This is a genomic window from Streptomyces cinnabarinus (assembly GCF_027270315.1).
GTDB classification, from domain to species: domain Bacteria; phylum Actinomycetota; class Actinomycetes; order Streptomycetales; family Streptomycetaceae; genus Streptomyces; species Streptomyces cinnabarinus.
Genome location: NZ_CP114413.1, coordinates 9,101,229 through 9,127,279, shown reverse-complemented (window position 1 = coordinate 9,127,279; position 26,051 = coordinate 9,101,229). Strand labels below are relative to the sequence as shown.

The window sequence follows — 26,051 nt, the reverse complement described above, 5'->3', positions numbered from 1 at the left end:
ACCGGTTGATGGCCTGGTCGGCGAGGCTCATTGGCGACCGGCGGCAACGTCACCGAAGGCGGCGTCGCGGGTCAGAGCGCTACGGTCGATGGCCCGCTTGAGGATCTTCCCCGACGGTCCCTTGGGCAGCGCGTCGACGAACCGGACGATGCGCGGGATCTTGTAGGCGGACAGACGCTCTCGCGCCCAGCTCGACACCTCGGCGGCACCGAGCCCCGAACCGGGCCGGGCCGCGATGAGCGCGGCGACCTCCTCGCCGTAGTGGTCGTCGGGAACGCCGATGACGGCCGCTTCGACGATGTCGGGGTGGTCGTAGAGCACTTCCTCGACCTCACCGGGGTAGACGTTGTAGCCGCCGCGGATGATCAGGTCCTTGATGCGGTCGACGATGCGCAGGTCGCTGTCCGTGTCGGTTTCGCCGAGGTCGCCGGTCCGGAGCCAGCCGTCCGGTGAGATGGCCGCGGCGGTGTCCGCGGGGCGGTTCCAGTAGCCGCGCATCACTGTGGGCCCCTTGATGTGGACCTCACCGACGGTGCCGGGCGGGCACTCGTTGCCGTCGCCGTCCCGCACCTGGACCTGCAGTCCCGGGACCGCCCGGCCGGTATAGCCGGTCTTTGCGCCTCGGTCGATGTCGTTGAAGGTGCCGAACGCGGTGGTCTCGGTGAGCCCGTATCCCTCGAGGATGGTGCAGCCGAAGCGGGCCTCGAAGGCGCGGGCGATCTCGCCGGGCAGCGACGCACCGCCGGAGACGGCGACACGGAGCTGGGCGAAGTCCGCCGGGCTCGCGTCGCCCGCCGCGTGCAGCATCGCGTTCCACATGGTCGGCACGCCAGCCATGATGGTGAGCCGGTCGCGGCGCAGCATCTCCAGCATCGACGCGGGGTCGAACCGGGCCAGCAACGACATCGAGCCGCCCGCGGTCAGGGCCGCCATCAGAACCGAGGCCTGGCCGAACACGTGGAACAGCGGGAGTCCTGTGCCGATACGGTCGGCGCTCGATGCGCGACTGCACTCGGCGCCGATCTCCCCGGCGGACAACAGGTTGCCGACCGTGAGTTGAGCCCCCTTCGGCCGCCCTGTCGTACCCGAGGTGTACAGGATGGCCGCGGTCTCGTCACGGTCCCGGTCGACGGCGTCGGCAGGGGCCGCACCGCTGACCGTGACGCCCGGGGACAGCGCCCAGAAGGGCACCTCGAGTGCCGCGGCCGCTTCGGCGACGGCTGGACCGAGGGCGTGCCATGCGATCGCCAAGGAGCACCCGGCATCGCCGAGGACATACTCGGCCTCGGCCCGGGTGCACATCGTGTTGACCGGCACCACGACGCAGCCCGCGGCCTGGATCCCGAGGTAAGCCACCACGAACTCGGGCACCGACGGCGCGGCGAGCAGCACCCGGTCCCCGGGAGACAGACCCGCGGCGGCCAAGGCACCCGCGTATCCCACGCTCGCGTCGTGCAACTGACGGTAAGTCCACTCATCCGTGCCACCGCGCAGGGCGATGTTGTCGGGGGTGGCGGCCGCGTGGCGGCGCACGGGATCGAAGACGCTGGTCATGAGCGGTGCCTTCCGGAAGGTGAGCAGCTGATGGTGTGGGTCGCACCCTTGTCGATGAGTTGACTTGGCCTGGTTTCGGCGTCGAGTCCTCGGACGGTGTGGCCGGATCACCGGCCACACCGCGCCCGTCGGTGGATCGTCAGGCGGTGATTCCGAAGCGTTCGGCGAGTTGGCGGCTGGTATCGGCGGCGCTGGTGTGCAGTACGCCCCCGATTCCGATCCGTGCCGCTCCGTCCAGGTTCTGCTGCAGATCGTCGATCATGACTGACTCCTCGGGGTCGACGCCGAGTCGCTCACATGCGATCGCGTAGATCCGCCGGGAAGGCTTGCGGATGCCGACCTCGGACGAAATGACGACCACATCGGCGACGGCTGCGAGGTCGACACCGTCGTAGGTCCCGGTGCCGAACGAATTGGACACGAGCGCGACGGGACGGCCGGCGGCTCGGAGATCACCGAGCAGCGCGAGCATGTCCCGGTCGATCGACATGCCCGCCTGCATACGGGCCGTAAGCCCCTCGGCCGCCACGTCGGCGCCGTGGGCACGGAGCCGTTCGGCGAATCCTCGCTCGAAGGCTGCGGCGTCGATACGGCCGCATTCGTGGTCGGCCAGGAGGGTGCGCGATGCCTCGTCCCGGCTGAGGAGGTCCAACGGCAGGCGCGGGTCGCCGCCGAGCGAGGCGCCGAAGTCGGTGAAAGCCCGCAGCACACTGGAGGTGATGACCCCGCCGAAGTCCACGAGGACGGCGGCTCGCGCTTTGTCCGTCACGCGCCACACCTCAGGCGACCTCGAACAGTCCGGCCGCGCCCATTCCGCCGCCGATACACATTGAGATCACGACATGCCGAGCGCCCCGGCGCTTGCCCTCGATGAGGGCATGCCCCACCAGCCGGGCACCGGTCATTCCGTAGGGATGACCGACCGAGATGGCACCGCCGTTGACGTTGAACCGCTCCGGGTCGATGTGCAGTTCGTCCCGGCAGTACAGCGCCTGGGAAGCGAACGCCTCGTTGAGTTCCCACAGGCCGATGTCGTCGATGGTGAGATTGTGCTGCTTCAGCAGCTTCGGGATGGCGAACACCGGCCCGATGCCCATTTCGTCCGGCGCACAACCGGCAACGGTCATCCCCCGGTAGACGCCCAGCGGTTCCAGCCCGCGGCGCTCGGCCTCCTTCGACTCCATCAGTACCGACGCCGAGGCCCCGTCCGACAGCTGCGAGGAGTTGCCCGCCGTGACGCTGGAATGCGCGGTCACCTGACCGTCGGGCAGCACCGGCGCCAATCCGGCCAGTCCTTCGAGCGTCGTCGACGCGCGGTTGCCCTCGTCCCGGGTCAGGGTCACGGCCTCGTCCCGCACCTCCCCGGACTGCTTGTCCTGGACCTTCTTGACGCTGTCGAGCGCGACGATCTCCTGGTCGAACCGGCCGGCCTCCTGCGCCGCCGCGGTGCGCTGCTGCGACAGCAGCGCGAACTCGTCCTGGCGCTCCCGGCTCACGCCGTAGCGTTCGGCGATGATCTCCGCCGTGTGCAGCATCGGCAGGTAGATGCCCGGCTTGTGCTCGACCAGCCAGGGATCCGTCATGCGGTGGGTGTTCATGTGGTCGTTCTGCACGAGGGAGATCGACTCGACACCGCCGCCGACAGCGACCTGCATGCCGTCCGTGACGATCTGCTTGGCGGCCGTCGCGATGGCCATGAGGCCCGACGAACACTGCCGGTCGATCGTCATCCCCGACACGGCATCAGGAAGTCCGGCCCGCAGAGCGGCCTGACGCGCCACGTTGAAACCGGAGGACCCCTGTTGCACGGCACAGCCGAAGACGACGTCCTCGACCTCGCCGCCCTCGAGCCCGGCGCGCCGCACCGCGTACGCAAGGGCGTGGGCGGCAAGTTCCTGCGCCTGAGTGTCGTTGAACGCGCCGCGGTACGCCTTTCCGATCGGCGTCCGTGCCGTCGAAACGATGACTGCTTCCCTCATGTCGCCTCACTGTTTGCCGTTGGTCCGGTTTGTCCGGGGGACTCCGGGGCGGAACTCCGAGCTCCGTGGGCCGGGCTCGATTGCCGGTAGGCGGTGCCGAACACCAACTGGGGTGACAGGGGTCGGCCTTCGGACCCGGTTATAATTGAATTCGACGTCAGCTTCAATAGCCGCCAGGTCTTGACATGCCGCCCCCTTGCCTGAAGGGTACCGACCAGTCGGTACGAAGGGGTGGATCGTGACTCACCTGAGCATCACGACAGGTGCGGGCGTGTTCGATGCGATCGCGGCCGGTCCGCCCGAGGGCCGCCCGGTGCTGCTGTTGCACGGTTTCCCGCAGACCGGCCTGGCATGGCGGCGGCAGATCGAGGCGTTGGCCGCAGACGGCTACCGGGTGGTGGCACCCGACCAGCGTGGGTACTCCCCCGGCGCCCGCCCACAGCAGCCCGAGGACTATCGCATCAGCCTTCTCGTCGACGACGTCGTCTCGATCACGGAGGAACTGGGCTGGACGACGTTCGACCTGGTCGGCCACGACTGGGGAGGCGCGGCGGCCTGGTGGACCGCGGACGCCCACCCCGGCCGCGTACGCACCCTGACAGTTGTCTCGACCCCGCACCCCGGCGCCCTGGCCACCACCCTGCGCACCGACCAGGATCAGCGCCGACGCTCTCACTACATGATCGACTGGCGGAAGGATCCCGCGACCGAGGAGCGCATGCTCGCCGACGATGCCCGAGAGCTTCGCGACTTCTACGCCGGAAAGGTCCCGCGAGACAGTGCGGACGCCTACGTGCGCCACCTGTCCCAGTCGGGCGCTCTCACCGCCGCGCTGAACTGGTACAGGGCCGACCGCCCCGAACGCGCGATCGGCGTCATCGGCGTCCCCACGCTGTACGTCTGGAGCACGGACGACAGCGCGTTCGGCCCGGCAGCCGCGCAGGAGACGGAGCGATGGGTGAACGGGCCGTACCGATTCGAGACTCTCCAGGGCGTCAGCCACTGGATCCCTGAGGAGGCGCCCGAAACGCTGAGCCACCTGCTGCTCGACCATCTCCGAGCGCACGGGAAGCACTGAACCCGCAGCGAGAACGCTGTCGCCGACCCTCAGAGAAGGTGACCCCCATGGAGACTGCGCGTGCCGCCTGGCGCCGCCTCGAGCCCGTCCACGCCATGATCTACTTCGTCCCCGAGGCAAGGCGACGGTACGCGGACCTCGGCCTGAGCGGCCGGGCTGGCTATTTCACCTCCCGGACCGCCGCGTTCGGCCCGGCATCCGCCGAGCTGGTTATCTCGACCTTCTAAAACTTCCACCCCGAATTCGTACGGAAGGCGGTCGACGGGGCCTGGGACACCACGCCCCCGCAGCAGGTGTTGGACGCCCGGTATGCCGCGGCGGGCAAAGCCCCTGCGACGGGCGGGCATCCACGAGCTGCCCGACCTGGAGGAGGTGCTGGCGCTGACCCGTCGGCCGCCGAGGCGGCCTGCGAACACGCGCAGGGTCGCCCGCTGTTTGCCACGCATGCCGCACTGCCTTGGCCGGAGGAGCCGGTACTGCAGCTGTGGCACGCCCAGACACTGCTCCGGGAGTTCCGCGGAGACGGCCATGTCGCGTGCCTGCTGAGCGAGGGCGTCGGCGGCCTGGAGGCCCTGATCCTGCACGCCGCCACCGGTGACGTACCCGTCGACTTCCTCAAAGCCAGCCGCGCATGGCCCGAGGAGGAGTGGTCCGCCGCCTCGGAGCGCCTGCGCAAGCAAGGGCTCCTCGACGGAGACTTGCTCAGCCCGAAAGGCCCGACCCTGCGCCGGCACATCGAGGACCGCACCGACCACCTGGCCCTTCCCGCCTACGCCGCCCTCGGTGACGCCGACTGCGAGCGTCTCGCCGAACTCGCGAGCCCCTTCGGCCGCGCCGTCGTCGAAGCCGGCCTCCTCAAGGTCGGCTGACCGGGCTCTTGCCCCTCCGCCTCGTGCTTCATCCGCTGGAACTGGCGGCCATGCACGGCCTCAGAAGGCGGAGTTGGCGAACCAGTGGGCCAGCAGGTGCTCGTCCCCCGCATGAGCGAGGCCCTCTGTCCCGTAGGCCAGGCGGCCGTAGACGAGCAGGAGCAGGTCGGCCGCGGTTCCCGTGACCGTCGCGTCAGCGGTTTCCGCGGCCGGGTTGGACGTGTCCAGTCCGAAACCGTCGGGCCGCAGGCGAACGAGCCAGGCGTCGTCTCCGTCGGTCGTGCGGAAGCGGATGGTCTGGTCGGGGCCGCGCAGGTTGGCCACCTTCGGGGCGAAAAACGTGGCGAAGGGCAGGTTGACGAGGAACTCGTCGATCCCGTCGACCGCGAGGGTGCGGTCGATCGCGGGCCGCAGGCCGAGGGCGAGCTCGGCGTCGGCGCGGTGCAGGAGCGTTTCGAAGAGCATGCGTCGGGCCCAGAAGCGGGCGTGCTGGTCAACGCCCCATGCCCACATCGGCAGGTCCGGATCGGTGGCGGCGAAGGCGTCCGCGGCCACGGTCGCGCTCTCGGCCAGCCAGTCGGGGTATCCGTCCTCCTGGTCCGGGAGCCGCAGGTCCACCTCCCGCGTGCGCGGAGGCTCCTGGATCCGCGCCTGCAGCAGGACCGAGAACCAGCGCTGGACGCTGCCGGTGTGCTTGACCAGGTCGGCCAGCGTCCAGCCAGGACAGCTGGGCACCGCTGTCGCCAGGTCGGCGTCCTTGACCGCGGCGACGAACCGCGCGGTCTCCGCCGCTACCGCCGTGCGGTGATCGACCGGGGTGACAACGGATGCGCGATCGGCGTGGTCGGCCGTGGTCATCGTGACATGCCTTTCGAAGAAGCTGCGGGGTCAGCCGGACGGCTGATGGTGGACGGCCTGAGAACTGCTCTTGACCTTCCTCAGGACGAGCGTACGAGGCGTGTGCGCGGACTTGATTCGACGGGGCAACGGCGATCACCAGGCCGAATGCCCTCCGGCGATGGCGAAGGCGAGCGTGAACTGGCTCCCCTGGGGCAGTAGTGGCATCCCCGAGGTCGCCTGTCGAAGGTCGGTCTTCCCGTCCGTCCAGAGCGGCCGGGGCTCGGCCAGACGGCTCGGCAGCCCGTGGCGGCTACGGGCTGCCGCGAGTCTTCTCAGATGCCGGCGAGCTTGCCCGGGCCGGGGACGGTGCGGAAGCGGAACGGTTCCGATTCGCGGCCCGGCTGGACGTACCAGCACTCCCCCGCACCGTCGCCGGTGACGATCCGCAGCACCGTGTCCGCCACCACCTCGGCCGGGATGATCGGCATTTCCTGCTTGGACAGCATGCCGCGCAGCGGATCGATGATCCGCGACTCGGCGTACCCGGGGCAGACGGCGTTGAAGCGCACGTTGTCCGGCGCCAGAGCCGGCCCCAGCGAGCGCGCCAGCCCCACCACCGCGTGCTTGTTGGCCCCATACAGCGGATCCAGCGGCACCGCCGCCAGGCCCGCCAGGGACGCGGTCGCCACAATCGCCCCGCCACCGCGGACCCGCAGCGCCGGCAGCACCGCATGCGTGCCGAACACCACACCGTCGAGATTGGCGCCCATCGCCCGGCGATAGCGCGCCAGGTCGAAGTCCTCACCCACCCCACAACCGGTCATGACGCCCGCGTTGAGGAGTGCGATGTCGACACCGCCGTACTCCTCCTGAGCGAAGTCCACCAGCGCACGGTTGGCGTCCAGGTCGGACACGTCACAGGCACGGAAGGCGCCGCCGACCAGGTCGGCCACCTCGCGGCCGGCCCGCGCGTCGACGTCGGCGACGACCACCCGCGCCCCGGCCCGTGCCAGCGCGAGTGCCGTGGCCCGGCCGAGTCCGCTGGCACCGCCGGTGACGATCGCCACCTTGCCCGCAAGCGCGGCGCCGGCCGTCTGCCCTCCACGGAGGGCCCCGGTGGCGGTCATGCCAGCTCCAGCACGAGTTTGCCGACGTTCTCGCCGCGAAAGAGCATCTGCAGCGTCTCGGGAAAGTCGTCCACGGTGCCTCTCACCACGTGTTCCTTGACCTTGATACGGCCGTCCGCGATCCAGGCCGAGATCTCCTGCGCGGCCCCGGCGTACTGCTTGGCGTAGTCGAAGACGACGAAGCCCTCCATGCGCGCCCGACGCACCAGCAGCGTCAGGTAATTGGAGGGGCCCTGGACGGGGGTGGCGTTGTTGTACTGGCTGATCGCGCCGCAGACCACCACGCGTGCGCGCATCGCCAGCCGGGTCAGGGCAGCGTCGAGGATGTCCCCTCCGACGTTGTCGAAGTAGACGTCGATGCCGTCGGGGGCTTCCCGGCGCAGCGCCTTGCGCACATCTTCGGCGCGGTAGTCGATCGCCGCGTCGAAGCCCAGTTCGTCGGTGAGCAGCGCACACTTCTCCGGTCCTCCGGCGATGCCCACGACCCGGCAGCCCTTGGCCTTCGCGATCTGCCCCACCATGGTGCCCACCGCACCCGCCGCCCCCGACACCACCACGGTCTCGCCGTCCTTCAGCGCCCCGACATCGAGCAGGCCGAAGTAGGCGGTCATGCCGGGCATGCCGAGCGCGCCCAGAAAGGTCGAGGGCGGCGCGAGCGAGGTGTCGATCTTCAAGGCGCCCCTGCCGTCGCTGACCACGTACTCCTGGACACCGAACGTGCCCACTACATGATCGCCCGGCCGGTAGTCGGGGTGGTTCGAGGCGGTGACCTCGATCACCGACCCGGCCCGCATCACCTCACCGATGCCCACCGGCGGCAGAATAGGAGGGACGGTCGTCCAGCCAGCCCCGCATCGCCGGATCCAGCGAGATGACCCGGGTCCGGCCCGCGAACTGGCCCGGACCCGGCTCCTGCACAGGCTCTGAACGGTGCTCCCAGTCCTCGGGCTTCACATCGCCCAGGGGACGAGCGGCCAGACGGATCTGGCGATTGGTCGCAGACATCACGGCTCCTGTCGTTCACGGTCCACACGGAGGGTACCGACTGGTAGGTATGTCATGGGTGGGTAGTGACGGGTGCTACACGCCCAGAACGGATCCTGCCCTTCAGCGGTAGGGCAGCAGGTCCCGGCGTTCCCCGGTGAAGTGGGAGTGGCCGTTGAAGGCAAGCAGGCTGATGCCGGATCCGCGGCTACGAGCGCGGTCACGACGGAGTTCACCGCGACCCGGTTGAGGCCGACGGTCCCCGCGGCCGATGCGCCGAGGTGCCTGCCGCGCAGCGCGGCCAGGACTCCTCCAGACGTGACCACCGCGGCGTCACGGCCGGGACCGAGGGAGGCGAGCAGGCCTCCCAGGTCCGCGAAGGCTCCTTGGGAGACTTCCGTCCAGCCGTCGTCGTCCGGGTCCGGGTTGTTCATCCGTCGTGCCGTACTAGCAGTGCAGCGTGCCGCAGACGACGAGCGGATCGCGCCGACTCGGCAACGACGGAGGTTGCTAGCTGCCGCCCGAGTTCCGAGAGCACCTCGTGCTCCGGTGAACCTAACGACGCCTGGCCGTACAACGAATGACCGGCATGCGGGACTTTTCGGGGGGGCGGAGCGCGGCCGTGCGCGATGGGCGCACGTCGAGCGGGACCGCCAGGGTTACGGGGTGATGATGTGGCCGGTGCGCGGCGAGGTCCGCCCCGACTGGACCTCGTGCCAGACCCGCTTCAGGCTTTGCGGGCCGCTGCTGTGCACGATGTCGACCCACCCCTCGGCCACCGGCAGGAATTCCTTCCACGCGTCGGCGAACCGGTGGTCCAGCCCTTCCCGTCCCCAGTCGCCGATGCGCTTGCGCATCTGGTCGGGGGCGAAGAACATGGCCGGCCCCGTCTCCGCGAGGGTGCCGGCGGGCGCGGGTTCCTGGTTGGTGATCCCGACGACCACCTCGTGCACCATCAAGTCACCCAGGTGAGCGCCCAGCCGGGCGGACAGCTGCGCGTCGCCCGCGAAGTCGGCGTACAACGTCGGAGTGCGCGGGAGCCCGGAGACGTCCTCGTAGGTCAGCACCCGGTCGTAGCAGCCGAGGCCCTCGGTGAAGGCCAGGTTGCGCGGGGAGGTCAGGCCGACCACCTCACACCCCTGCCCCTTCAGCAGGTGGGCGGCGCCGTAGGCCGTCTTGCTCGACGCGGAGGACAAGACGACGGTCTTCGCACCAAGGAAGGCGTTGTCGACGAGCCAGTCGGCCAGCATGAACGAGGTCCAGAACAACGGGCGGAACAGAACGTGAAGGTCTTCCCGGTCGGCTTCGTAGGCGATGTCGCCGGTAGTGAGGGCGTAGGCGTTGTACGGCCGGGGCAGCGGCACGCGATGGGAACTGGCCTCGCGGAAGCCGCGCTCGTCGACTCGGTCGGGGCGGACCAGCAGGTGGCTCGCCGACGGGAAGTAGCCGTAGTAGCGGCTGCCGGTCTCTATGCCCTCGACCCGGGAGGCGACGACGTCGGCGAAACCCCACAGCGGGACGATGCCCCAGCCGGCGCGGGGCGCCGGGAAGAACTCCCAGTAGCGGAACGCGTCGCCGAGCGCGGCGTAGGTAACGTTGTTGGCGGTCAGGCCGACCCGGTCGACGCGCAGCAGCGCCTCGCCGTCCCGCACCTGGGGGACGGGGGCGTCGGCGAGCTCCGCGGTGGACAGGCCGTCGCGGCGGATGAGCAGATTCCAGGACGTGGCAGCGGTGGTGTTGTCCATGACCGGAACGTACTTGAATCCGGATTCGGATTCAATAGTGGGCTAGGATGCGCACATGCTCTCCCCCGACCCTGGAACCGGACAGCCCACGCAGCCCCAGCCGGCCGGGACACGTACTCGGCGCGGCATGCGCACCCGCGACGGCCTGGTGACCGCGGCCCGGCGGATCTTCGAGCGGGACGGCTATCTGGACGCCCGCATCGTCGACATCGCAGCCGAGGCGAAAGTGGCCACCGGCAGCTTCTACACACACTTCTCATCCAAAGAGGACGTGTTCGCCGCCGTCCTCGCGCGGCTGCACGACGAGATGCTGCACGCAGGAGTCAGCGACGGCGGTGACGAGAGCGACGGCGAGCGCAAGGACCTGTGGCGAGGCGTCGAGGACGCCAACCGCGCCTATCTGGAGTCCTATCGCCGCAACGCCGGCCTGATGGCCGCCATGGAACAGGCCGCCGCCGTCGACCCGCAGTTCGTGCGCGTACGGCTGGAACGCTCGCGCGTATTCATCGACCGCAGCGCCGCCGCCATCGCCCGTCTCCAGCAGTCGGGCCTCGCCGACCCGGAGCTCGACCCGGAGATCGCCGCACGAGCCCTGAGCGCGATGGTCAGCCGGCTCGCGTACGCGACCTTCGCCCTGGGCGAATCCCTGCCCTTCGACACGCTGATCGACACCGTCACGAAGCTCTGGACGAACGCGCTGCGCATGCCGCGGGACCGAGCCTGACCGCGGGCCAAGGAACATCAGCCGACGCGCGGTCTGCTGTGCAGGCGGGTTCCCGGAAGTCGGCCCGCTGCAACCGGTGCGGCCGTTGGTCAGAACCCACAGTGAGCCGTCCTCGGTCACTGCGAGCGCGGTCATGCCGGACCTCACAGCCGGTCAGGTCCGAAGGGCTGGCAGGCCCACACCGCGATACGGGCATGACCCTCTCGCCGTTCTTGGCCAGGGCGATGGCGCCGACGATCTCCAGATAGCGCCGCTGGGCTTCCCTTCCACCACCGCCTGGACTCGCATCTGACCGCTGTGTGCATACTCCATGCCGATTCTCTCGCCGTGCCGGCTATCAACGTGGCCACCCAGACGGAAGCACCCCAACCCCTTCTGGATGCCCTCAAGCACATCATCGACAGCCCCGACAAGACCTGTCCGACTTGGAGTTGCTGGCACAGGAGCTCCCTACCAACAGCCACAACCTTGCCCACTGCGCCGCCGATCTCACCCAACTCATCACCGACCACCAGCGCATCCGCGCCCACGCCGATCCCAACCACCTGCTCGACCTCGCAGGATCCCTGAACAACCTCTCCAACCGGCTGGGAGAAATGGGGCGGTGGGACGAGGCACTGGCCGCGATCACCGAAGCCATCGACATCCGCCGGGAACTGGCCCAATCGCAGCCCGACGCCCACCGCCCCGAACTCGCTGGGAGCCTGAACAGCCTCTCCATCCACTTGGGAAACCTGGGGCGATGGGAGGAGTCGCTCACTGCGATCGAGGAAGCCGTGGAAATCCGCCGGGATCTCACGCCAGCGCAGCCCGAAGCATTCCGGCCGGATCTTGCCATGAGCCTGACCAATCTCTCCGGCCGGCTAAGCAAGATGGGGCGGCCACGCGAGGCACTCGCCGCCAGCGAGGAAGCGGTGGAGATCCGCCGCCAGTTGGCCCAGATACGGCCGGAAGCCCACCGACCCGACCTCGCTACGAGCCTGAACAACCTCGCCATCCAGTTGGGACACCTAGCTACCGGTAGTTCGTTAAATTCGGCGGTAGAGGTCAATGCCGTGTCCGGTGGTGACTGCGTCGATCAGAGCCTGGAGCTCGGAGGGTGGGTCCTGGTCCGTCCAGGCTCGCCACCACCGGTTGAGGGTGACGGCGGGGGTGAGCCAGGAACGGATGGCGCGTAAGGCCCTGGGCCAGCAAGGCGGTTGGGGTGGGTGGGGTTCTACTGGTCCCCCTCTCTGGCCCCTGGTTGGGGCACGGGTCGGGCGCGGTGGCGTCCAGGGGTCCGGGTGGGGCGAACCATTGGTCCCAGCAGAAGGAGAAGGCGCAGTTGACCAGGATCTGGTGGCGGCGGATGGCGCGGTCGGAGCGGACTTGGAAGTCGGCCCAGCCGAGTTCGTCCTTGATCTGCTTGTAGCTCTGCTCGATCCACGGCCGCAGTCCGTAGAGGCGCACGATCTCGGCGAGGTCGGCCGGCGGGTGCGGGCTGGTCGCGGCGTGGGGTGCGTCGGGGTGGGGCAGGTTGGTGGCCAGGTACCAGGTGGCCTTCTCCGGCAGCCGGGCCGGGTCGGTGGTGGCCACGACCAGGCGGCAGAGTGAGTCGGGGCCGTATCCGCCCAGGCGGGCATCGGTGGCCCACCAGGTCTCGGTATGCCCGTCGCGGAAGTGACGCTCCACGGGCCTCCAGTCGCCGGGACGCTTGGCATCGTGCCAGGTCAGGGCGTGGGCGGCTTCGATGGGGGTGTGCGGCTGGTCGGCCGGACCCCAGGTGCCGCGGTGCGGCTTGAGCGCGACCACGTAGGCCAGGCCGGCCTCGCGCAGTGCGAGGTACCAGTCGTCGCTGACGGAGTAGGCGCAGTCGGCGACCACTGCCCGGCAGCCGAAGCCCGCCGCCTTTCCGCGGGCCGCGAGAGCAGCGGACAACTGCGGTTTCGTGCGGAAGGCCGGATCGGACCGGCCGCGGGCAAAGTGATGGGCGGGGGTGTAGGGAGTCGCGGGCAGGGGGTAGTACACGCGGCCGTCGGTCCACACCGTGGTCACCGTGACGATGCCGCTGTCCGTCTTGCCCAGCCGGCCCAGCCACTGCCGGCCCACGTGCGCGGTCGCCGTGCCGTCCTTGCGGTCCCCGGAGTCGTCGATCACGATGACCCCACCGTCATGCGGAGCCGTCGCCGGCTGCTCTCGCAGGAGCTCGAGCCGCCGGTCGTTGACCTGATCGGCCTCCCAGGGGGACTCGGACAGGAAGAACTGCAGCCGCTGCACCCCCGGCATCCCCGCACCCGCCGCCGGCTCCGCCCCCGCCAGGCAGGTGATCGTCTTGTTCCGGTCCCGTGGCGCCAGCAGTCCGGTCAGGTACTCACGAAACCCCCGCCGCTGGGCCAGGCTGAAGAAGAGGTCGTCGAACCGGGCCGCGTACTCCTCCAACGGCCCCGGCGCGGGCGGACACGGACGGCGAGCAGTCATCTTCAGCCCCCGGCAACGCAGTTGACTCCTACCACCGGCCTACGACCAACCCGACCTGCCGTCAACCCACACCAACGCCGGATCTAACGAACTACCGGTAGCGCCCAGCCTCGCAGCAGCGCGCACCCCAACAACGGCCGCCCAGGCGCCGGGCCTTCACGCCCGCATCAGGCTGGACAGGCGCACCAGGCCAGGCCCCCAGAGCAGCTGGCCGACCAGGACCACGATGCCGACCCCTCCAGCCTCCTATCCGATGTCCGGGCGCGCGGTGCCGACGGCCACCAGCGCCGACCCACCGAAACCCACGCCTGCGGACCATGCACACAACTGACGACGCCATCGTTGTTGCCGCTGCCGGCGACAGCGGGAATGCCGAAGCAATCTCACTCAAGGGCGACAGCTACCGCATGCGCGGCCGCGACCTCAGACGGGTTGCCGCAGCCAACACCGGGGAATGACCAACATCAACTGACGCAGTGGGGGCCAACCTTCCAAGTCGAGGACCGGGTCCGCTTTCAGGTTCTGGATCACTTTTAGTGCCGAGGCCACGAAGGGGCGCCACGACCGCGATCATGAACGCCCTCGGGCCGTCAGGCGGACTCGTTTGCGGAGCAGGCCAGTTGGCTCGGCCGAACATCTGCCGCTTCAGCATCTTGATCTTGTTGTTGAGGCCCCCGACGGCGCCGGCGCTGTAGGGCGAGCTGACCCAGGCGACGACCGCGTCGAGGTCCTGGCCGAGACCGGAGACGAAACCGTGCAGGGCCGGCAGCTCGTCGGCTTGGACACGCTCGATCCATTGCCCGAGTTGCGCACCCTGGCGGTTGTTCATCAACTCGGCGGGTCGTCGTACATCGACCTCAGGAACGCGTGTCCCGCCACCTGCTGGTTTGTGATCGGCATGACGCTTCCTACTTCCGCGATGAGCTGACGCGCCGATCATGCACACCACCACTGACAACGGCGTCACCTATGCAAAACAGACCCAGCGAGACCAGGACTTTCGCAACACCCCCGAGAGTGTCGAGGGTTCGCTTGTCCTGGTGGTGCAGCAGGCATGAGACGTATAGGTCCGAGCGGCGGAGCGCCTCGGACGAGCTGATGTCGGTCTGCGCGTCCCACCCGGAAGCCGCCGCGATGCTGAACTCGGTCGCGACGGCCGGGGTTGCGCCCACGACTGCAGGTATGCCGTCGACTTCACCTCGGTGGGCCACCCCTTGGGCGTCCGGATGTCGACGCTGTCCCATTCGGTGCGGGTACCGGCGGCGGCGCCCAGCGTCGTGGCCACCACGTACTCGGCCAGCACGCCAAGCATGGTGTTGCCGGCCAGGTCGGAGCACGCCCAGCTTAAGAAGTCAGCGAGCCTGCCTGCCCGCTGCTTCGCCGTCGGCCCGTATCGGCTCACTGCCCTTGCGGCGCGCTGTGACCAGCCGCCCAAGATCGGCACCCTCGCTGTCCGTGGGACGTGACCGGGAGGGTCGATCAGACGCATCGGGCACCTCCTCGCACCCAGGCACGGTCAGGGTCTGGTCGGCCGAGACGGCGCGGCGGCGTCTCCCGGCATCTCAGGACGGCGTCTCAGGCAGGGCTTGTTCGCGCAGCTCAGGGTGGGTGAGACGGTTGCGTCGTTGCGGGTTGGGCGGTGGTGGTTGCGGTGGGTCCTCGGCGTCTTCGAAGCTGTGGGTGTCGCACCGGCCGGGGCGATTCGAAGGCCCCGGTAGCAGCTGGTGACGGCTCCCGCCATGTGCCTGCGTACCGGGCGTCCGTGTGCCCGGGTGCCCGACGCGCGGCGTTCGGCATCCTGCGCCCGGCGACCCCGCGTTCGGCGGGCGAGCGGGTGCGGGTCGGCGCGGGCCGGTGCCGGCCGGGAGCGACCCCATAAGAATCACGATGAGAAGGAAGACACGACATGAGCAGCAACACCCACGCACGCCGTCGTCCGGGCCGCCGCGCGGCTCTCGCCGCCGGGCTTGTTCTGGCCGTCGGGCTCGGTGTGGCGACGCAGGTGACGGCACAGGCCACCGGTCCCGCCCCCGCCAAGACATCCGCGAAGGCGTCCACCGCGGTGCGGTCTGTCAACGGCTTCAACGGTGAGGTGGTGACCCAGGTCGCCGACTTCTACGGCGCGTACGTCGACGCGAAGAACGACTCGGCGGCCCCGGACGCAGCGCTGGCTGGGGCGTTGCGTGCGCACTACCTGGCGCCCGCCTTCGCTGAGCGGCTGAAGGCCTGGGAGAAGAAGAACAAGGTGGACGGTGTGCTGCGGGCCCAGAACGTCCCGATGGACTGGACGGTGAGCGAGGGCGCCACCGGCCTTGAGGCCGTCGTCACCCTGACCTTCGGCGGCGGGGAGTCCCCCACGACGACGACCAGGTTCGTCGTGAAGCAGGAGCCGACCGGCGACATCATCGACATCCGCACGACGAACAGCGCCCCCGCGAAGGCGTCCACCGCGGTGCGGTCGGTCAGTGGCAGGACCGGTGACTCGGTCACCCGGGTCGCCGACTTCTACGGCGCGTACGTCGACGCGAAGGACGACCCGAAGGGCCCGGACGCAGCGCTGGCCGGGGCGTTGCGTGCGCACTACCTGGCGCCCGCCTTCGCTGAGCGGCTGAAGGCCTGGGAGAAGAAGAACAAGGTGGACGGTGTGCTGCGGGCCCAGAACGTCCCGATGGACTGGACGGTGAGCGGGAGTCGCAACGGCCGTGACGTCGTCGTCACCCACAACTTCGGCGGCGGGGAGGCGCCGACGGTGAGGACCGATCTCGTCGTGGGGCTGGAGCCGGTGTTCGGCGGTGTCACGGACATCCGCAGCACGAGCACCCGCTGACGCCACATCCGCTCCGCCTGGTCCGCTTCCGGCTCGTGCCGGGGGCGGACCGGCAGCGCGCCGATGGCCGACACCGGCGGGCCCCACTGCGCGGTGCACCGAGACGGCGGGGCCCGACCCAGGGCATCAAGGGAAAGGGACCCGAGATCCTATAAACGGCCTCGTGCCACTCCCGTGAACCAGACAGGCACCAGCAGGCACCCCGCAGGCGCAGCGGTTGCCGCGCACGCCATTTGCTCCGTCAGCTGCCGGTGTCCGACATGTCGGCGGCGGGGATCGGGACCCAGCGACCGGGTTGGTGATACACGCGGTCGTACCGGTAGCCCGGCAGTGCTTTGGTGCTGGTGCTGCGGAAGGGACGGCCGTTGTCGTCGATGCGGACCGTGCCGGTGCGGCCTTGTGACGACCATTCGAGGTTGAGGTACCAGTCGCAGGTGCAGGACTCGTTGAGCGCGGAGACCACCAGCACTTCGGGCTCCTGCAGGGACACCTGGTAGGGGAAGTCGATCGCGGGGATCTTGGCGCCCGCCGCGTTGTCGCCAGGCATCGAACGAGCCAGCGGCTGGTGCGCGTCGAGGTCCACGGAGAAGAAGCGGGGTGTGATGCTGGCGCCGCAGCCGTCGCTCAGGGAGTAGACGCTGCCCCGGTCGGCGGCGGTGGCGGCACGGTTGACCACGCGCACGTGCAGGGCCTCCAGGACGACGGCGGCGGAGCCGCGTCCCTGCACCGTGATCTGCACAACGCTGGTGCCCCCGTGCACCGCCCGCTGGGAGGCGACCCACGCCGCGATGTCCTCCGGGTGCGGCGGCGGCGGAACCTGCTGCGGCGGCTCGGCGACGACGTACTCTTCCCCGCAGCCGGTGAGTCCGCGGGTGTGGGAGTTGGCGGTCCAGGTGAGGGGAGCCACCTGTGGGGCCGCACCGGCGCTTGCCGGGTTCGGCCCGGACTTGCCTCGGTGTGTGGTCGACGCGGAGGGGGGTCCGGCGGCGGATGCGGTGAGGCCGAGGAGCGCGGCGACAAGCGAGGCCGCCAGAACCCTCGATCGCACGGGTCGCCGTCGGGGGCGCCCGTAAAGCCGCGGCGGCCAGGGCGATGAGGTGGGCTCGGAGCGCTCGTCGGCCGGTGCGACTGGGCTGGGCGCCGCCACGGCCGAGCCGCGGCCGCTCGCGGAGACAGCCGACACGGCATCGCTCGCGGGGGCGATGGATGCGGCTGCGCCCGTGGTGGTGTGGTGCGCCGGAGCCTGCCGGGTGTCGGAGGGGCGTGACCGTTGCCGCGCGGTGTGGGCCATGATCCACCGGCGGTGCAGCTCCGTGCGTTCTTCGGGGGTGGCGCCGCAGAGTACGGCGAACCGCTCGATCCCGGCGAAGTCCTGCGGCACCGCTTCTCCGGAGCAGTAGCGGTGCAGGGTGGAGGCGTGCACGCCCATCCGACGGGCCAGTGCCGCGTAGCTGCGGTCGGTGCGCTCCTTCAAACGCCTCAACAGCAACGCGAAATCCCCTACATCATCGTGCATCGAAACCATGTCGTCCGTACTCGTATCCGTCTGTCGGCCCGTGCGGGCGTCTCCCGATGGGGCACGACTCCCCGGCGCTCCCCGTATCTGCACGCCAATGAGCCCGAGACGGTTCCAGGATCGCGAAGCGTGACCATGTCAACACATGCATCGCGGTCGGCGCTTGCCGCTGAAGACGGGCCACTTGTCAACGAAGGCCCATTGCTGCTGGTGGGCGTCGGTGAAGCGGACTTCGACCAAGCTGGCCTGGGGTAAGCATGCTCCGCCACCAACTCGGCACCGCGCTCGTCGAGGAGCGCCAAGGCGTCGTCCGGTTGGCCTGATTCGTACAGCAGGCCAAGGACGCCGTCGAAGAAGCACACAACGTGGTAGTCGAACGTCGGGCGGCCCACCTCGACGGCTACAGCCGCGACGAATCCCTCGCTCTCACTCCAACTTCGTCACAGCGACAGCGCCCGGAACTTGTGCCAGACCCTCTACTCATCCGTGAGGCCCCGCCGCCGTTCATCACTGTGGGGCAGCACACGACCACCTTTCGACTGCCGTCGGCATGAGGCCCTACGCACCTTCGACATGAGTACCAGTCCCTGCATCTGCGAGGACGGCCGGTCCCTCGCGTGCTCCGCCACTGACTGGCTCTAACAAAAGCGGTTGATCATGTGACTGTCGGCTTGATCGCTCGTTGATGTGGTCATGGGGAAGCGTCAGTCACGGCCGTGGATCGTGTCGGACGAACTGTGGTCGCTCATCGAACCGTTACTGCCCGAGCCACGGCCGAAGCAGGTCGAGGGACGGCCACGGGTGCCCGACCGTCAGGCCCTGTGCGGGATCCTGTTCGTCCTGCACACCGGTATCCAGTGGGAGTACCTGCCACAGGAGCTCGGCTTCGGCTCGGGCATGACCTGCTGGCGCCGCCTCGCGGCCTGGAACGAGGCCGGCGTCTGGGACCAGCTCCACCAACTGCTTCTGAACAAGCTCCGATCGAAGAACCAGCTGGACTGGTCGCGGGCGGTGATCGACTCCTCCCATGTCCGGGCCGCCCGCAGGGGCCCAAAAGCGGCCCCAGCCCGGTCGACCGAGCACGCCCGGGCAGTAAGCACCACATCATCACCGACGGCCAAGGGATCCCGCTCGCGGTATCGCTGACCGGCGGGAACCGCAACGACGTCACCCAACTCCTGCCCCTGCTCGACAAGATCCCGCCGGTAGCCGGCCGTGTCGGGCGGCCCCGCCGACGGCCAGACGCCCTCCTGGCTGACCGCGGTTACGACCACGACAAGTACCGGCGTCTGCTCTGGCAGCGCGGGATCCGCCCGGTCATCGCGCAGCGGAGCCAGCCACACGGTTCCGGCCTGGGCATCTTCCGGTATGTCGTCGAGCGCACGATCTCCTGGCTGCACGGCTTCCGCCGCCTGCGGATCCGCTGGAAGAGACGCGACGACATCCACGAAGCATTTTTCGGCCTCGCCGTCTGCCTGATCACCCACCGACACGTCCAGAGGTTTTGTTAGGACCAGTTGAATCCGCCCTCAACCGCGATGTCGTCATGATGAACGAGCAGCTCAGAACCGCCGTGACCGGGCCCGACCACGATGCGCTGCTCGACCACGCCCGCGAGATTGCCGACCATCCCCGGCTGGAGGGGACCCGCAGCATCGCCCTGCCCTCGGGACGGGTCGCCGAACTCAGGGTCGGACGCTGTCGTCGCGAGGGCAGCGATGCGGGCGCCGTCTTCCGAGTCCGGCTGATCGGCCGGGCCCAGCCCACACCTGCGGCTTGCGCCGCGCCCGCCCGCTCCAGTCTGGGACTGGTGGGTTCGTCCCCGCTCTGGCTGCGCGCGGTCGCCGACAGCGAAGCAGCGTTCGTCGCCGGGACATGGCTTCATCTCCTGGGCGAGGCCGACGTCGGCAAGAGGACGCTGGTCGAGGCCCTGCACCGGGCCCACGGCACCGGACGGCGGCTGGAGATGCGGGAAGCGCCGCCGTCGGATTCACCTGCCGTCACCGAGCGCTGGCTGTACAACATCGGCGAGCTGCTCGTCGTGCCGTCCAACATGCTCCTCCTGAGCGACGTCCACCTGCTGGGCGACCAGCTGCGTCGGCGGCTCACACATCTGCTGGTCCAGTCGCACGGCAGCGCGACCGCGCAGCTGGTGATGACCAGCCAGCCGTCGATGGTCAGCACCGACGACGAGCTCGACCAGCTCTGCGGCGCCTCGGTGGAGGTGCCCGCCCTGCGTCACCGCTCTGGGGACACCGAGCACCTGGCGCGGTTCTTCCTGCGCAAGTACCGGCCGAGCGGTGAGAGCGGCTTCCTGCCGGACGCGCTGACCATGCTGCGGCGATGCCTCTGGCCGGAGAACGTCCGGCAGCTGGAGTCGGTGGTCCGGGGCCTGGCGCGGCGGCCTTCGGGCCGGATGATCCACACGGAGGACCTGCCGCCGGAATGCCGGGTGTCGTCGAACAAGGTCCTCACCACCATCGAGGCGCTGGAGCGCGACGCCATTCTGCGTGGGTTGATGGGCCGCAACTCCAATGTCCTGCGGACCGCTCAGGACCTCGGGATTTCCCGCGCCACGATGTACCGCGAGATGCGCCGCTACGGGATCGTCCCGTCCAGCCTGACGTGACGGGCCGTTCCCGCACGCAGGCGTCACCTGTGGCGTGGACCGCAGGTCGGATCCATCGTGGAGCAGGGAGCGACCCACCCGGATCCGAGTCACGTGGGCTGCCGCCGTGTGCGAAGAACCAGGGTGGAGATCATCGGTATCCGATACGAGGTGGTGTCCCGGGTGGACAAGCGGATGACAGTGCTCAGCGAGAGCCCGGACGATCCTTTCGCACTGCACCACGCCGCCTCGGCGGTGCTCGACGACCGGGGAATCGTGGTCCGCTGGAGTCGGCGGGCCCAGGAGGTGCTCGGCTACCCGGCGGCCGCCGTCATCGGTCGTCCGGCCCTCGACGTCCTGATCGACCCCGGTGATCTGCCGGCCGCCAAGGACGCCGCGGCATCGTGCAGGAGAGATGGAGGCTGGTTCGGCGTCATGCCGGTGCGCCATCGCAGCGGGCGGCTCGTGGAGATGGGTTTCCGGGCAGGTGAGCTGCTGCGCGGTGACCATGTCCGCGACTGGTTCCTCGTCGGGGCGCCCGCGGCGGAGGTCCTCGACTGGCAGAGGGACCGCGCGGTCCTCGACGGGTTGTTCCGCCGGTGCCCGATCGGTCTGGTCGTGCACAGCCCCGAGATGACGATTCTGCGGGTCAACAGGGCGATCGAGCGGTTCACCGGTGCCCCGGCGGCCGCCCTTCGGGGAATGCCCACGGGGACCCTGCTGGTTGCCGAGGACGCGCGGACCTCCGTGGAACGGGTGCGCCAGGTGATGGAGAGCGGAAGATCACTGGTCTCCACCGAGCAGTACGCCCGGCTGGAACAGGACCCGACACGTGTGCGAGCCGCGTCCGTCTCGGCCTTCCGACTGCAAGACCCCGCCGGCCGGGTCCTGGGGGTGGCCGAGACAGTGGAGGACGTCACCGAGCGCCATCGGGCCCGACTTCGCCTGGCACTCCTCGACCAGGCTGGCGCCCGCATCGGATCGACGCTCGACGTACGACAGACGGCCCGCGAACTCGCGGATGTCATGGTCCCCCACCTGGCCGATCACGTAACGGTGGACCTGTCACAACCCGTGACGCGCGGCGAGGATCCGGCGCAGGCACTGGCGGGACCCGTCGCACGGGTCGCGGTCCGCGACGTCGTGACCCAGCAGCCCGATCTGCCGCACCCGGATGGCGAGCCGGTGCAGTTCGCCCCCGGCACACCACAGGCCAGATGCCTTGCCGACGGGCGTCCCCTCCTCGAAGCTGTCCTTTCGCCCGACTGGTTCCTGGCAGAGCCGCACCGGGGCGAGCAGGCACCGGACCTCTCGGCTCATTCCCTGATCGTGGTGCCGCTGGCCGCGCGTGGTGTGGTCCTAGGCGTGATGAGCCTGTGGCGATCGCGGCACCCCGAGCCGTTCGAGGCCGACGATCTCACCCTGGCCCAGGAACTCTCCTCGCGCGCCGCCGTCAGCATCGACAACGCGCGGCGCTTCACCCAGCAGCAGCAGACCGCGTCCACCTTGCAACGCACCCTTTTGCCGAGGACCGTTCCGCACCAGCCGGCCCTCGAAGTGGCCCCTCGCTACCTCCCGGCCAGTACGCCCCCCGGTCCCGGCGGTGACTGGTTCGACGTCATCCCGTTGTCGGGGGCCAGGGTCGCACTGGTGGTCGGCGACGCGGTGGGTCACGGGCTGCACGCCGCCGCCACGATGGGCCGCCTGCGTACCGCCGTGCACACCCTCGCCACCCTCGACCTGGAACCGGACGAGGTCCTCTCCCGACTGGACGACCTGGTCAGCCTCCTTGCCGCCGAACAAGAGACAGCCGTCGAACGACCCGCGGGCGAGCAGATCGTCGGCGCCACCTGCCTGTACGCGGTCTACGACCCCGTCTCCCGGCAATGCTCCGCGGCGCGGGCCGGTCACCCACTGCCGGTCGTGACCACACCGGACGGACAGGCAGCCCTGCTCGACCTGCCCCCCGGCCCACCGCTCGGCCTGGGCGGTCTGCCGTTCGAATCCCGGGAGATCGAACTGGCCGAGGGCAGTCTCCTCACGCTCTACACCAACGGACTCATCGGCGAACGCCACCTGGACGTCGACACGGGCCTGCAACGGCTGCGCAGTGCGCTCACCCACCCGGCGGACTCCTTGGAGAAGACGTGCCAGGCGGTCGTCGACTCACTTCTGCCCGGACCGCCCGCTGACGACATCGCCCTGCTCATCGCACGCACCCGGGTACTGCCACCGGAGAACGTCGCCTCCTGGCAACTGCAGCTGGAGCCGACCGCCGCCGCCCAGGCCAGAACGCTCGCCACGGCCCAACTCACTCAATGGGGACTGGAACACCTGGCGTTCGCCACCGAGTTGATCGCCAGTGAACTGGTCACCAACGCCTACCGCTACGCCACAGGACCCGTGACCCTGCGACTCATCCGTGAACGATGTCTCGTCCTTGAGGTCGCCGACGCCAGCCACACCTCTCCGCACCCGCGTCGCGCCCGCACCACCGACGAGGGCGGCCGCGGACTGTTCCTGGTGGCCCAGCTGACCGAGCGCTGGGGCACCCGCTACGACCGCGAGGGCAAGACCGTGTGGACCGAACAATCGCTGCTCGGGCTGTGAACCGGATCATGGCGCGGCGCATCCCACCGCAGGAGCATCGTCGTACCGCCGTCGTCGCGGGTCATTCGGCTGCGGCGAGCAGCTGTGCCTCGCTCTCCTCGTACAGCCGCCGGTTCTCCCGGCTCTCGGCTGCGCGGCGCCGGTGGTCGAGGCAACTGCCCAGCCAGCCCGCGAGGTAGCCGAACGGGATGGAGACCAGACCGGTGGACTGCATCGGGAACAGGTCGAAGTCGGCGTTCGGGAAGACGGCGGACGGCGTGCCCGAAACGGCCTGGGAGAAGACCATCAGCACCAGTGTGCAGGCCGCGCCGCCGTAGAGCGTGGCGAGCAGGCCGGTGCGCGTGAAGCCTCGCCAGAACAGGGAGTAGGTCAGCGCGGGGGCCACCGCCGATGCGCCGATAGAGACCGCGAGTGTGGTCAGCACGCCGACGTCCCAGTTCTGGACCATGGTGGAGAGCACGATGGCAACGGTTCCCACGGCGACGCTGGTCCACGCCGCTACGGTCATCTCCGTACGCGGCTCCGCCTCTCCCCGCCGAGCCGCGTGGGCGAACAGGTCGTGGGCGAGCGAGGAAGCCGCGGCCAGCGTCATACCCGCGACCGACGAGAGCAGGGTGATGAACACCATGCCTGCTACGCCCGAATAGAGAATCGTCGCGCCGGCGGAGCCGGGGTCTCCGCCGAGCACCTGGGACAGCATGAGCAGCGACGTCCTGCCGTGCGGGTCGGCCGCGTTGATGTCCTGGGATCCCACCAGTGCCGCCGCGCCCGTACCCATGATGATCACGAGCAGGCAGAACGTGGTGACCGTGCTGACCGCCCACGACATCGAACGGCGCACGGCGGGTACGTCCCGTGCGGAGTACAGACGCATCGTGATGTGCGGCAGGCAGGCCACGCCGAGGATGACGGTAATCTGGAGGCTGACGAAGTCCAGTCGGCCACCGGCCGAAGTGCCGAGCTGCAGGCCCTGCTGAAGGTAGGCGGGGCCGGTGCCGCTGCCGTGCTGGGCCGCCCGCAGCACGTCGCCGGGGCTCCAGTCGAAGCGGTTCAGGACCAGGGCGGCGATGACGATGCTGGTGCCGAGCAGGAGGATGATCTTGATCATCTGGATGAGGGCGGTGCCCCTCATGCCACCGATGGCGGCGTAAATGATCATCAGGCTGCCGACGAAGACGATGGACGTGGTCCTGGCGCCGGCCTCGTGCGGGATGTCCAGGATGTAGGTGAGCAGCGATCCGGCCCCCGAGAGCTGGACGACAAGGAAGGGCAGGGTGGCCGACAGCGTCACCACGCAGGCGGCGATACGGACGGCCCGCGGCCGGGGCATGTTGCGGGCCAGGACGTCGCCCATGGTGAACTTGCCGGCGTTGCGCAGGGGTTCGGCGAGCAGGAACATCAGCAGCACCAGCGACATGGCGGTGCTGACCGCCAGGACATAGCCGTCGTAGCCGGCGAGCGCGATGATGCCGGTGGTGCTGAGCACCGTGGCCGCGGAGATGTAGTCGCCCGCGATCGCCAGGCCGTTCTTGAGCGGGGTGAGCGAGCGGTAGCCGGTGTAGAAGTCCGTCAGGTCGTCGCGGTCCGGTCCCGCCATCACGCACATCAGCAGGGTGACGGCGACCAGGGCGGTGAACAGAACCAGGACGGTGGCCTGCGTCTCGGCGCTGAAGCCGTTCATCTCGCGGCCCCCAGTTCCCGGCCCGTCGGGACTGCCCGCTCCCTGACGACCTGCGCCAACGGGTCCACTGTGCGCTGCGCGCTGTGTCCGTACCAGTAGACGGCCGCGAAGGTGACGACGAGCTGGAAAACGCCCAGGGCCATTCCCAGGCTCAGCTCTCCAGCGATCGTCGACCCCATCAGGCCGGGCGCATAGCAGGACAGCACCACGTACACCACGAAGGAGCCGAGCGCGGTGAGCGTGGAGAGCCGGCGGAGCAGGCGGTAGGCCGAGCGGAGGGCGGCGAGGTCGGAGCCCTGCCGGTGCGTCGCCTGCGTGTACGGCTCCTGCCTGGGGGTTTGCCCATGCGGGGCGTACTGAGAGTTGGCGTATGCGTAGGTGTCGTACGCAGGGGCGTCGTGTCGGTGCGGCCCCTGCCAGGGATCCCGCCCGTACGGGCCGTACCGGCGGGCGTCCCCGTCGGATTCGGTCCGCGGCTGCGGCCATCCCGTCGGTGGTGATGGCGGGTGACCGTTGTCGTCGGCGTATGTCATCGCCTGGCCTTCCAGTGCGGCGCGGATCCTGGGTGAGCTGTGATGAATGGAGCGGCTGGCGCAAGGTACCGACTGGTCGGAATGTGAGGTAACCCAGCTGTGCGTTACGTTTCGGGCTCGATGTGGCATCCGGTCGGCAGTGATCGGCCGACCGGAACGGATCGCGGGCCGTCGCCTCCAGCCCGCACAAGGCCCTGGACGCGATGAAGTGCCCGACCAGGGAGGGGCTGCGGGACACGGCAAGCCATCATCTGGTCCTTGCTCCGGCGCAGCACGACCGCCAACGTCGTCTTCCGCGACCGCGACCACCTTGTCCAAGCCGTCCGCAGCGGCCTGCACCGAATCCAACGACGCACCGACCTCATTGAGGGATGCCTCGCCGAAACCAGCCTCTCGCTCAACGCGACAACTGAACGGAAAAGTCAGCATCTGCCAGTTAGCAGATCATGCCCACGGAACAGACGCGATGCTGACGGTGTCAGGACGCGCAGCCCCGGCGCCAGGACGGGCACACCTCGCTCCACCGGTTGCGCGACACCGCAGGAGGCGGCGTGTGGCGCGGCCTCCAATCTGGCGCAGCCACCGCTACCGGCCCGGATCACAGTGCGAGGAATTTGCCTCTACTCGCAGACCTGCCGGGGTAGTTGGCCGCCCCCGCCCAGGACGTGCGAGGCAAGCAGACGGCGGGCCGAATCGTGCCGCACGCGTAGTTGGGGCGCGATGTGATATGCATCGTTGTGGCGGGGGTGAAGGGTGGGGCTGGCTGGAGCTGGCTGACGCATGAGGCGCCTTGCTGCCACAGTCATCATCAATAGCCAATGGGGGTTCTGCTATTGGTGATTCTCCAGGAGCGATAAGGTTACTGGTGCGTCTCCCCCTCCCCAGCCGCCCAAAGATCTTGCACGGCTATGGGGAGGAG

The 26,051-nt window shown here is 69.4% G+C and carries 16 protein-coding genes and 4 pseudogenes; 8 read left to right on the top strand and 12 right to left on the bottom strand.

All coding sequences use genetic code 11. The features are described from left to right. Positions 1-27 precede the first annotated feature (27 nt). The 3 genes from STRCI_RS41050 to STRCI_RS41040 form a co-directional block, all read right to left on the bottom strand. A complete protein-coding gene (locus tag STRCI_RS41050; RefSeq protein WP_269664105.1) occupies positions 28-1,554 on the bottom strand; it encodes a class I adenylate-forming enzyme family protein in 1,527 nt (508 codons plus the stop codon). A 139-nt stretch (positions 1,555-1,693) separates the two neighbouring features. Continuing rightward, complete coding sequence (locus tag STRCI_RS41045; protein WP_269664104.1) at positions 1,694-2,323, bottom strand: HAD family hydrolase; 630 nt, start codon at positions 2,321-2,323, stop codon at positions 1,694-1,696. Between the two features lie 10 nt (positions 2,324-2,333). Then, positions 2,334-3,533: an acetyl-CoA C-acyltransferase gene (locus tag STRCI_RS41040; RefSeq protein WP_269664103.1), complete on the bottom strand. Its 1,200-nt coding sequence runs from the start codon at positions 3,531-3,533 to the stop codon at positions 2,334-2,336. Positions 3,534-3,771: 238 nt separating this feature from the next. On the opposite strand from STRCI_RS41040, the gene STRCI_RS41035 reads away from it, so the two are divergent. After that, complete coding sequence (locus tag STRCI_RS41035; RefSeq protein WP_336298838.1) at positions 3,772-4,611, top strand: alpha/beta fold hydrolase; 840 nt, start codon at positions 3,772-3,774, stop codon at positions 4,609-4,611. A 47-nt stretch (positions 4,612-4,658) separates the two neighbouring features. After that, a pseudogene (locus tag STRCI_RS41025) lies at positions 4,659-5,480 on the top strand (SCO6745 family protein). Between the two features lie 60 nt (positions 5,481-5,540). Here STRCI_RS41025 and STRCI_RS41020 read toward each other — a convergent pair. The 4 genes and pseudogenes from STRCI_RS41020 to STRCI_RS41005 form a co-directional block, all read right to left on the bottom strand. Then, on the bottom strand, positions 5,541-6,338 hold the full coding sequence (locus tag STRCI_RS41020; RefSeq protein WP_269664100.1) for a maleylpyruvate isomerase family mycothiol-dependent enzyme: 798 nt from the start codon (positions 6,336-6,338) through the stop codon (positions 5,541-5,543). 314 nt (positions 6,339-6,652) lie between these two features. Further along, positions 6,653-7,447 carry an SDR family oxidoreductase gene (locus STRCI_RS41015; RefSeq protein ID WP_269664099.1) on the bottom strand — a complete coding sequence of 265 codons (795 nt, stop codon included), beginning with the start codon at positions 7,445-7,447 and terminating at the stop codon, positions 6,653-6,655. Beyond that, a pseudogene (locus tag STRCI_RS41010) lies at positions 7,444-8,452 on the bottom strand (NADP-dependent oxidoreductase). Before STRCI_RS41010 ends, STRCI_RS41015 begins: the two are co-directional and overlap by 4 nt. Before the next feature lie 638 nt (positions 8,453-9,090). Next, positions 9,091-10,176: a DUF2855 family protein gene (locus tag STRCI_RS41005; protein ID WP_269664098.1), complete on the bottom strand. Its 1,086-nt coding sequence runs from the start codon at positions 10,174-10,176 to the stop codon at positions 9,091-9,093. A gap of 127 nt (positions 10,177-10,303) precedes the next feature. Between STRCI_RS41005 and STRCI_RS41000 the strand changes: the two genes are divergently transcribed. Then, positions 10,304-10,900, top strand: coding sequence for a TetR/AcrR family transcriptional regulator (locus STRCI_RS41000; RefSeq protein ID WP_269664097.1), 597 nt, complete (start codon positions 10,304-10,306; stop codon positions 10,898-10,900). 596 nt (positions 10,901-11,496) lie between these two features. Further along, positions 11,497-11,787 (top strand): annotated as a pseudogene (locus STRCI_RS40995) (tetratricopeptide repeat protein); the annotation flags it as partial. Positions 11,788-11,947: 160 nt separating this feature from the next. Here the strand turns inward: STRCI_RS40995 and STRCI_RS40990 are convergent. Then, positions 11,948-13,357 (bottom strand): IS701 family transposase, encoded by a 1,410-nt coding sequence (locus tag STRCI_RS40990; protein ID WP_269664096.1) that lies wholly within the window; start codon positions 13,355-13,357, stop codon positions 11,948-11,950. Positions 13,358-13,757: 400 nt separating this feature from the next. Next, positions 13,758-14,186, bottom strand: a complete 429-nt coding sequence (locus tag STRCI_RS43615) for a transposase (RefSeq protein ID WP_418953488.1) — start codon at positions 14,184-14,186, stop codon at positions 13,758-13,760. A 1,077-nt stretch (positions 14,187-15,263) separates the two neighbouring features. Here STRCI_RS43615 and STRCI_RS40980 point away from each other — a divergent pair. Then, positions 15,264-16,184 carry a DUF3828 domain-containing protein gene (locus STRCI_RS40980; RefSeq protein ID WP_269664094.1) on the top strand — a complete coding sequence of 307 codons (921 nt, stop codon included), beginning with the start codon at positions 15,264-15,266 and terminating at the stop codon, positions 16,182-16,184. A gap of 241 nt (positions 16,185-16,425) precedes the next feature. Here STRCI_RS40980 and STRCI_RS40975 read toward each other — a convergent pair whose 3' ends face one another. Then, positions 16,426-17,709 (bottom strand): helix-turn-helix domain-containing protein, encoded by a 1,284-nt coding sequence (locus tag STRCI_RS40975; protein WP_269664093.1) that lies wholly within the window; start codon positions 17,707-17,709, stop codon positions 16,426-16,428. A 684-nt stretch (positions 17,710-18,393) separates the two neighbouring features. Between STRCI_RS40975 and STRCI_RS40970 the strand changes: the two are divergent. The 3 genes and pseudogenes from STRCI_RS40970 to STRCI_RS40960 form a co-directional block, all read left to right on the top strand. Then, positions 18,394-19,124: pseudogene (locus STRCI_RS40970) on the top strand (IS5 family transposase); the annotation flags it as partial. 122 nt (positions 19,125-19,246) lie between these two features. After that, complete coding sequence (locus STRCI_RS40965) at positions 19,247-20,329, top strand: AAA-type ATPase lid domain-containing protein (protein ID WP_269664091.1); 1,083 nt, start codon at positions 19,247-19,249, stop codon at positions 20,327-20,329. A gap of 174 nt (positions 20,330-20,503) precedes the next feature. Next, the gene (locus STRCI_RS40960; RefSeq protein WP_269664782.1) at positions 20,504-22,918 is read left to right on the top strand and encodes a SpoIIE family protein phosphatase; all 2,415 of its coding nucleotides are present in this window, start codon (positions 20,504-20,506) and stop codon (positions 22,916-22,918) included. 61 nt (positions 22,919-22,979) lie between these two features. On the opposite strand, the gene STRCI_RS40955 is transcribed toward STRCI_RS40960, so the two are convergent. Together STRCI_RS40955 and STRCI_RS40950 are read right to left on the bottom strand one after the other, a co-directional pair. After that, entirely contained in the window at positions 22,980-24,599 is a 1,620-nt protein-coding gene (locus STRCI_RS40955) for a sodium/solute symporter (protein ID WP_269664090.1), read from the bottom strand. Next, the gene (locus STRCI_RS40950; RefSeq protein ID WP_269664089.1) at positions 24,596-25,132 is read right to left on the bottom strand and encodes a DUF485 domain-containing protein; all 537 of its coding nucleotides are present in this window, start codon (positions 25,130-25,132) and stop codon (positions 24,596-24,598) included. Before STRCI_RS40950 ends, STRCI_RS40955 begins: the two co-directional genes overlap by 4 nt. Positions 25,133-26,051: the final 919 nt, after the last annotated feature.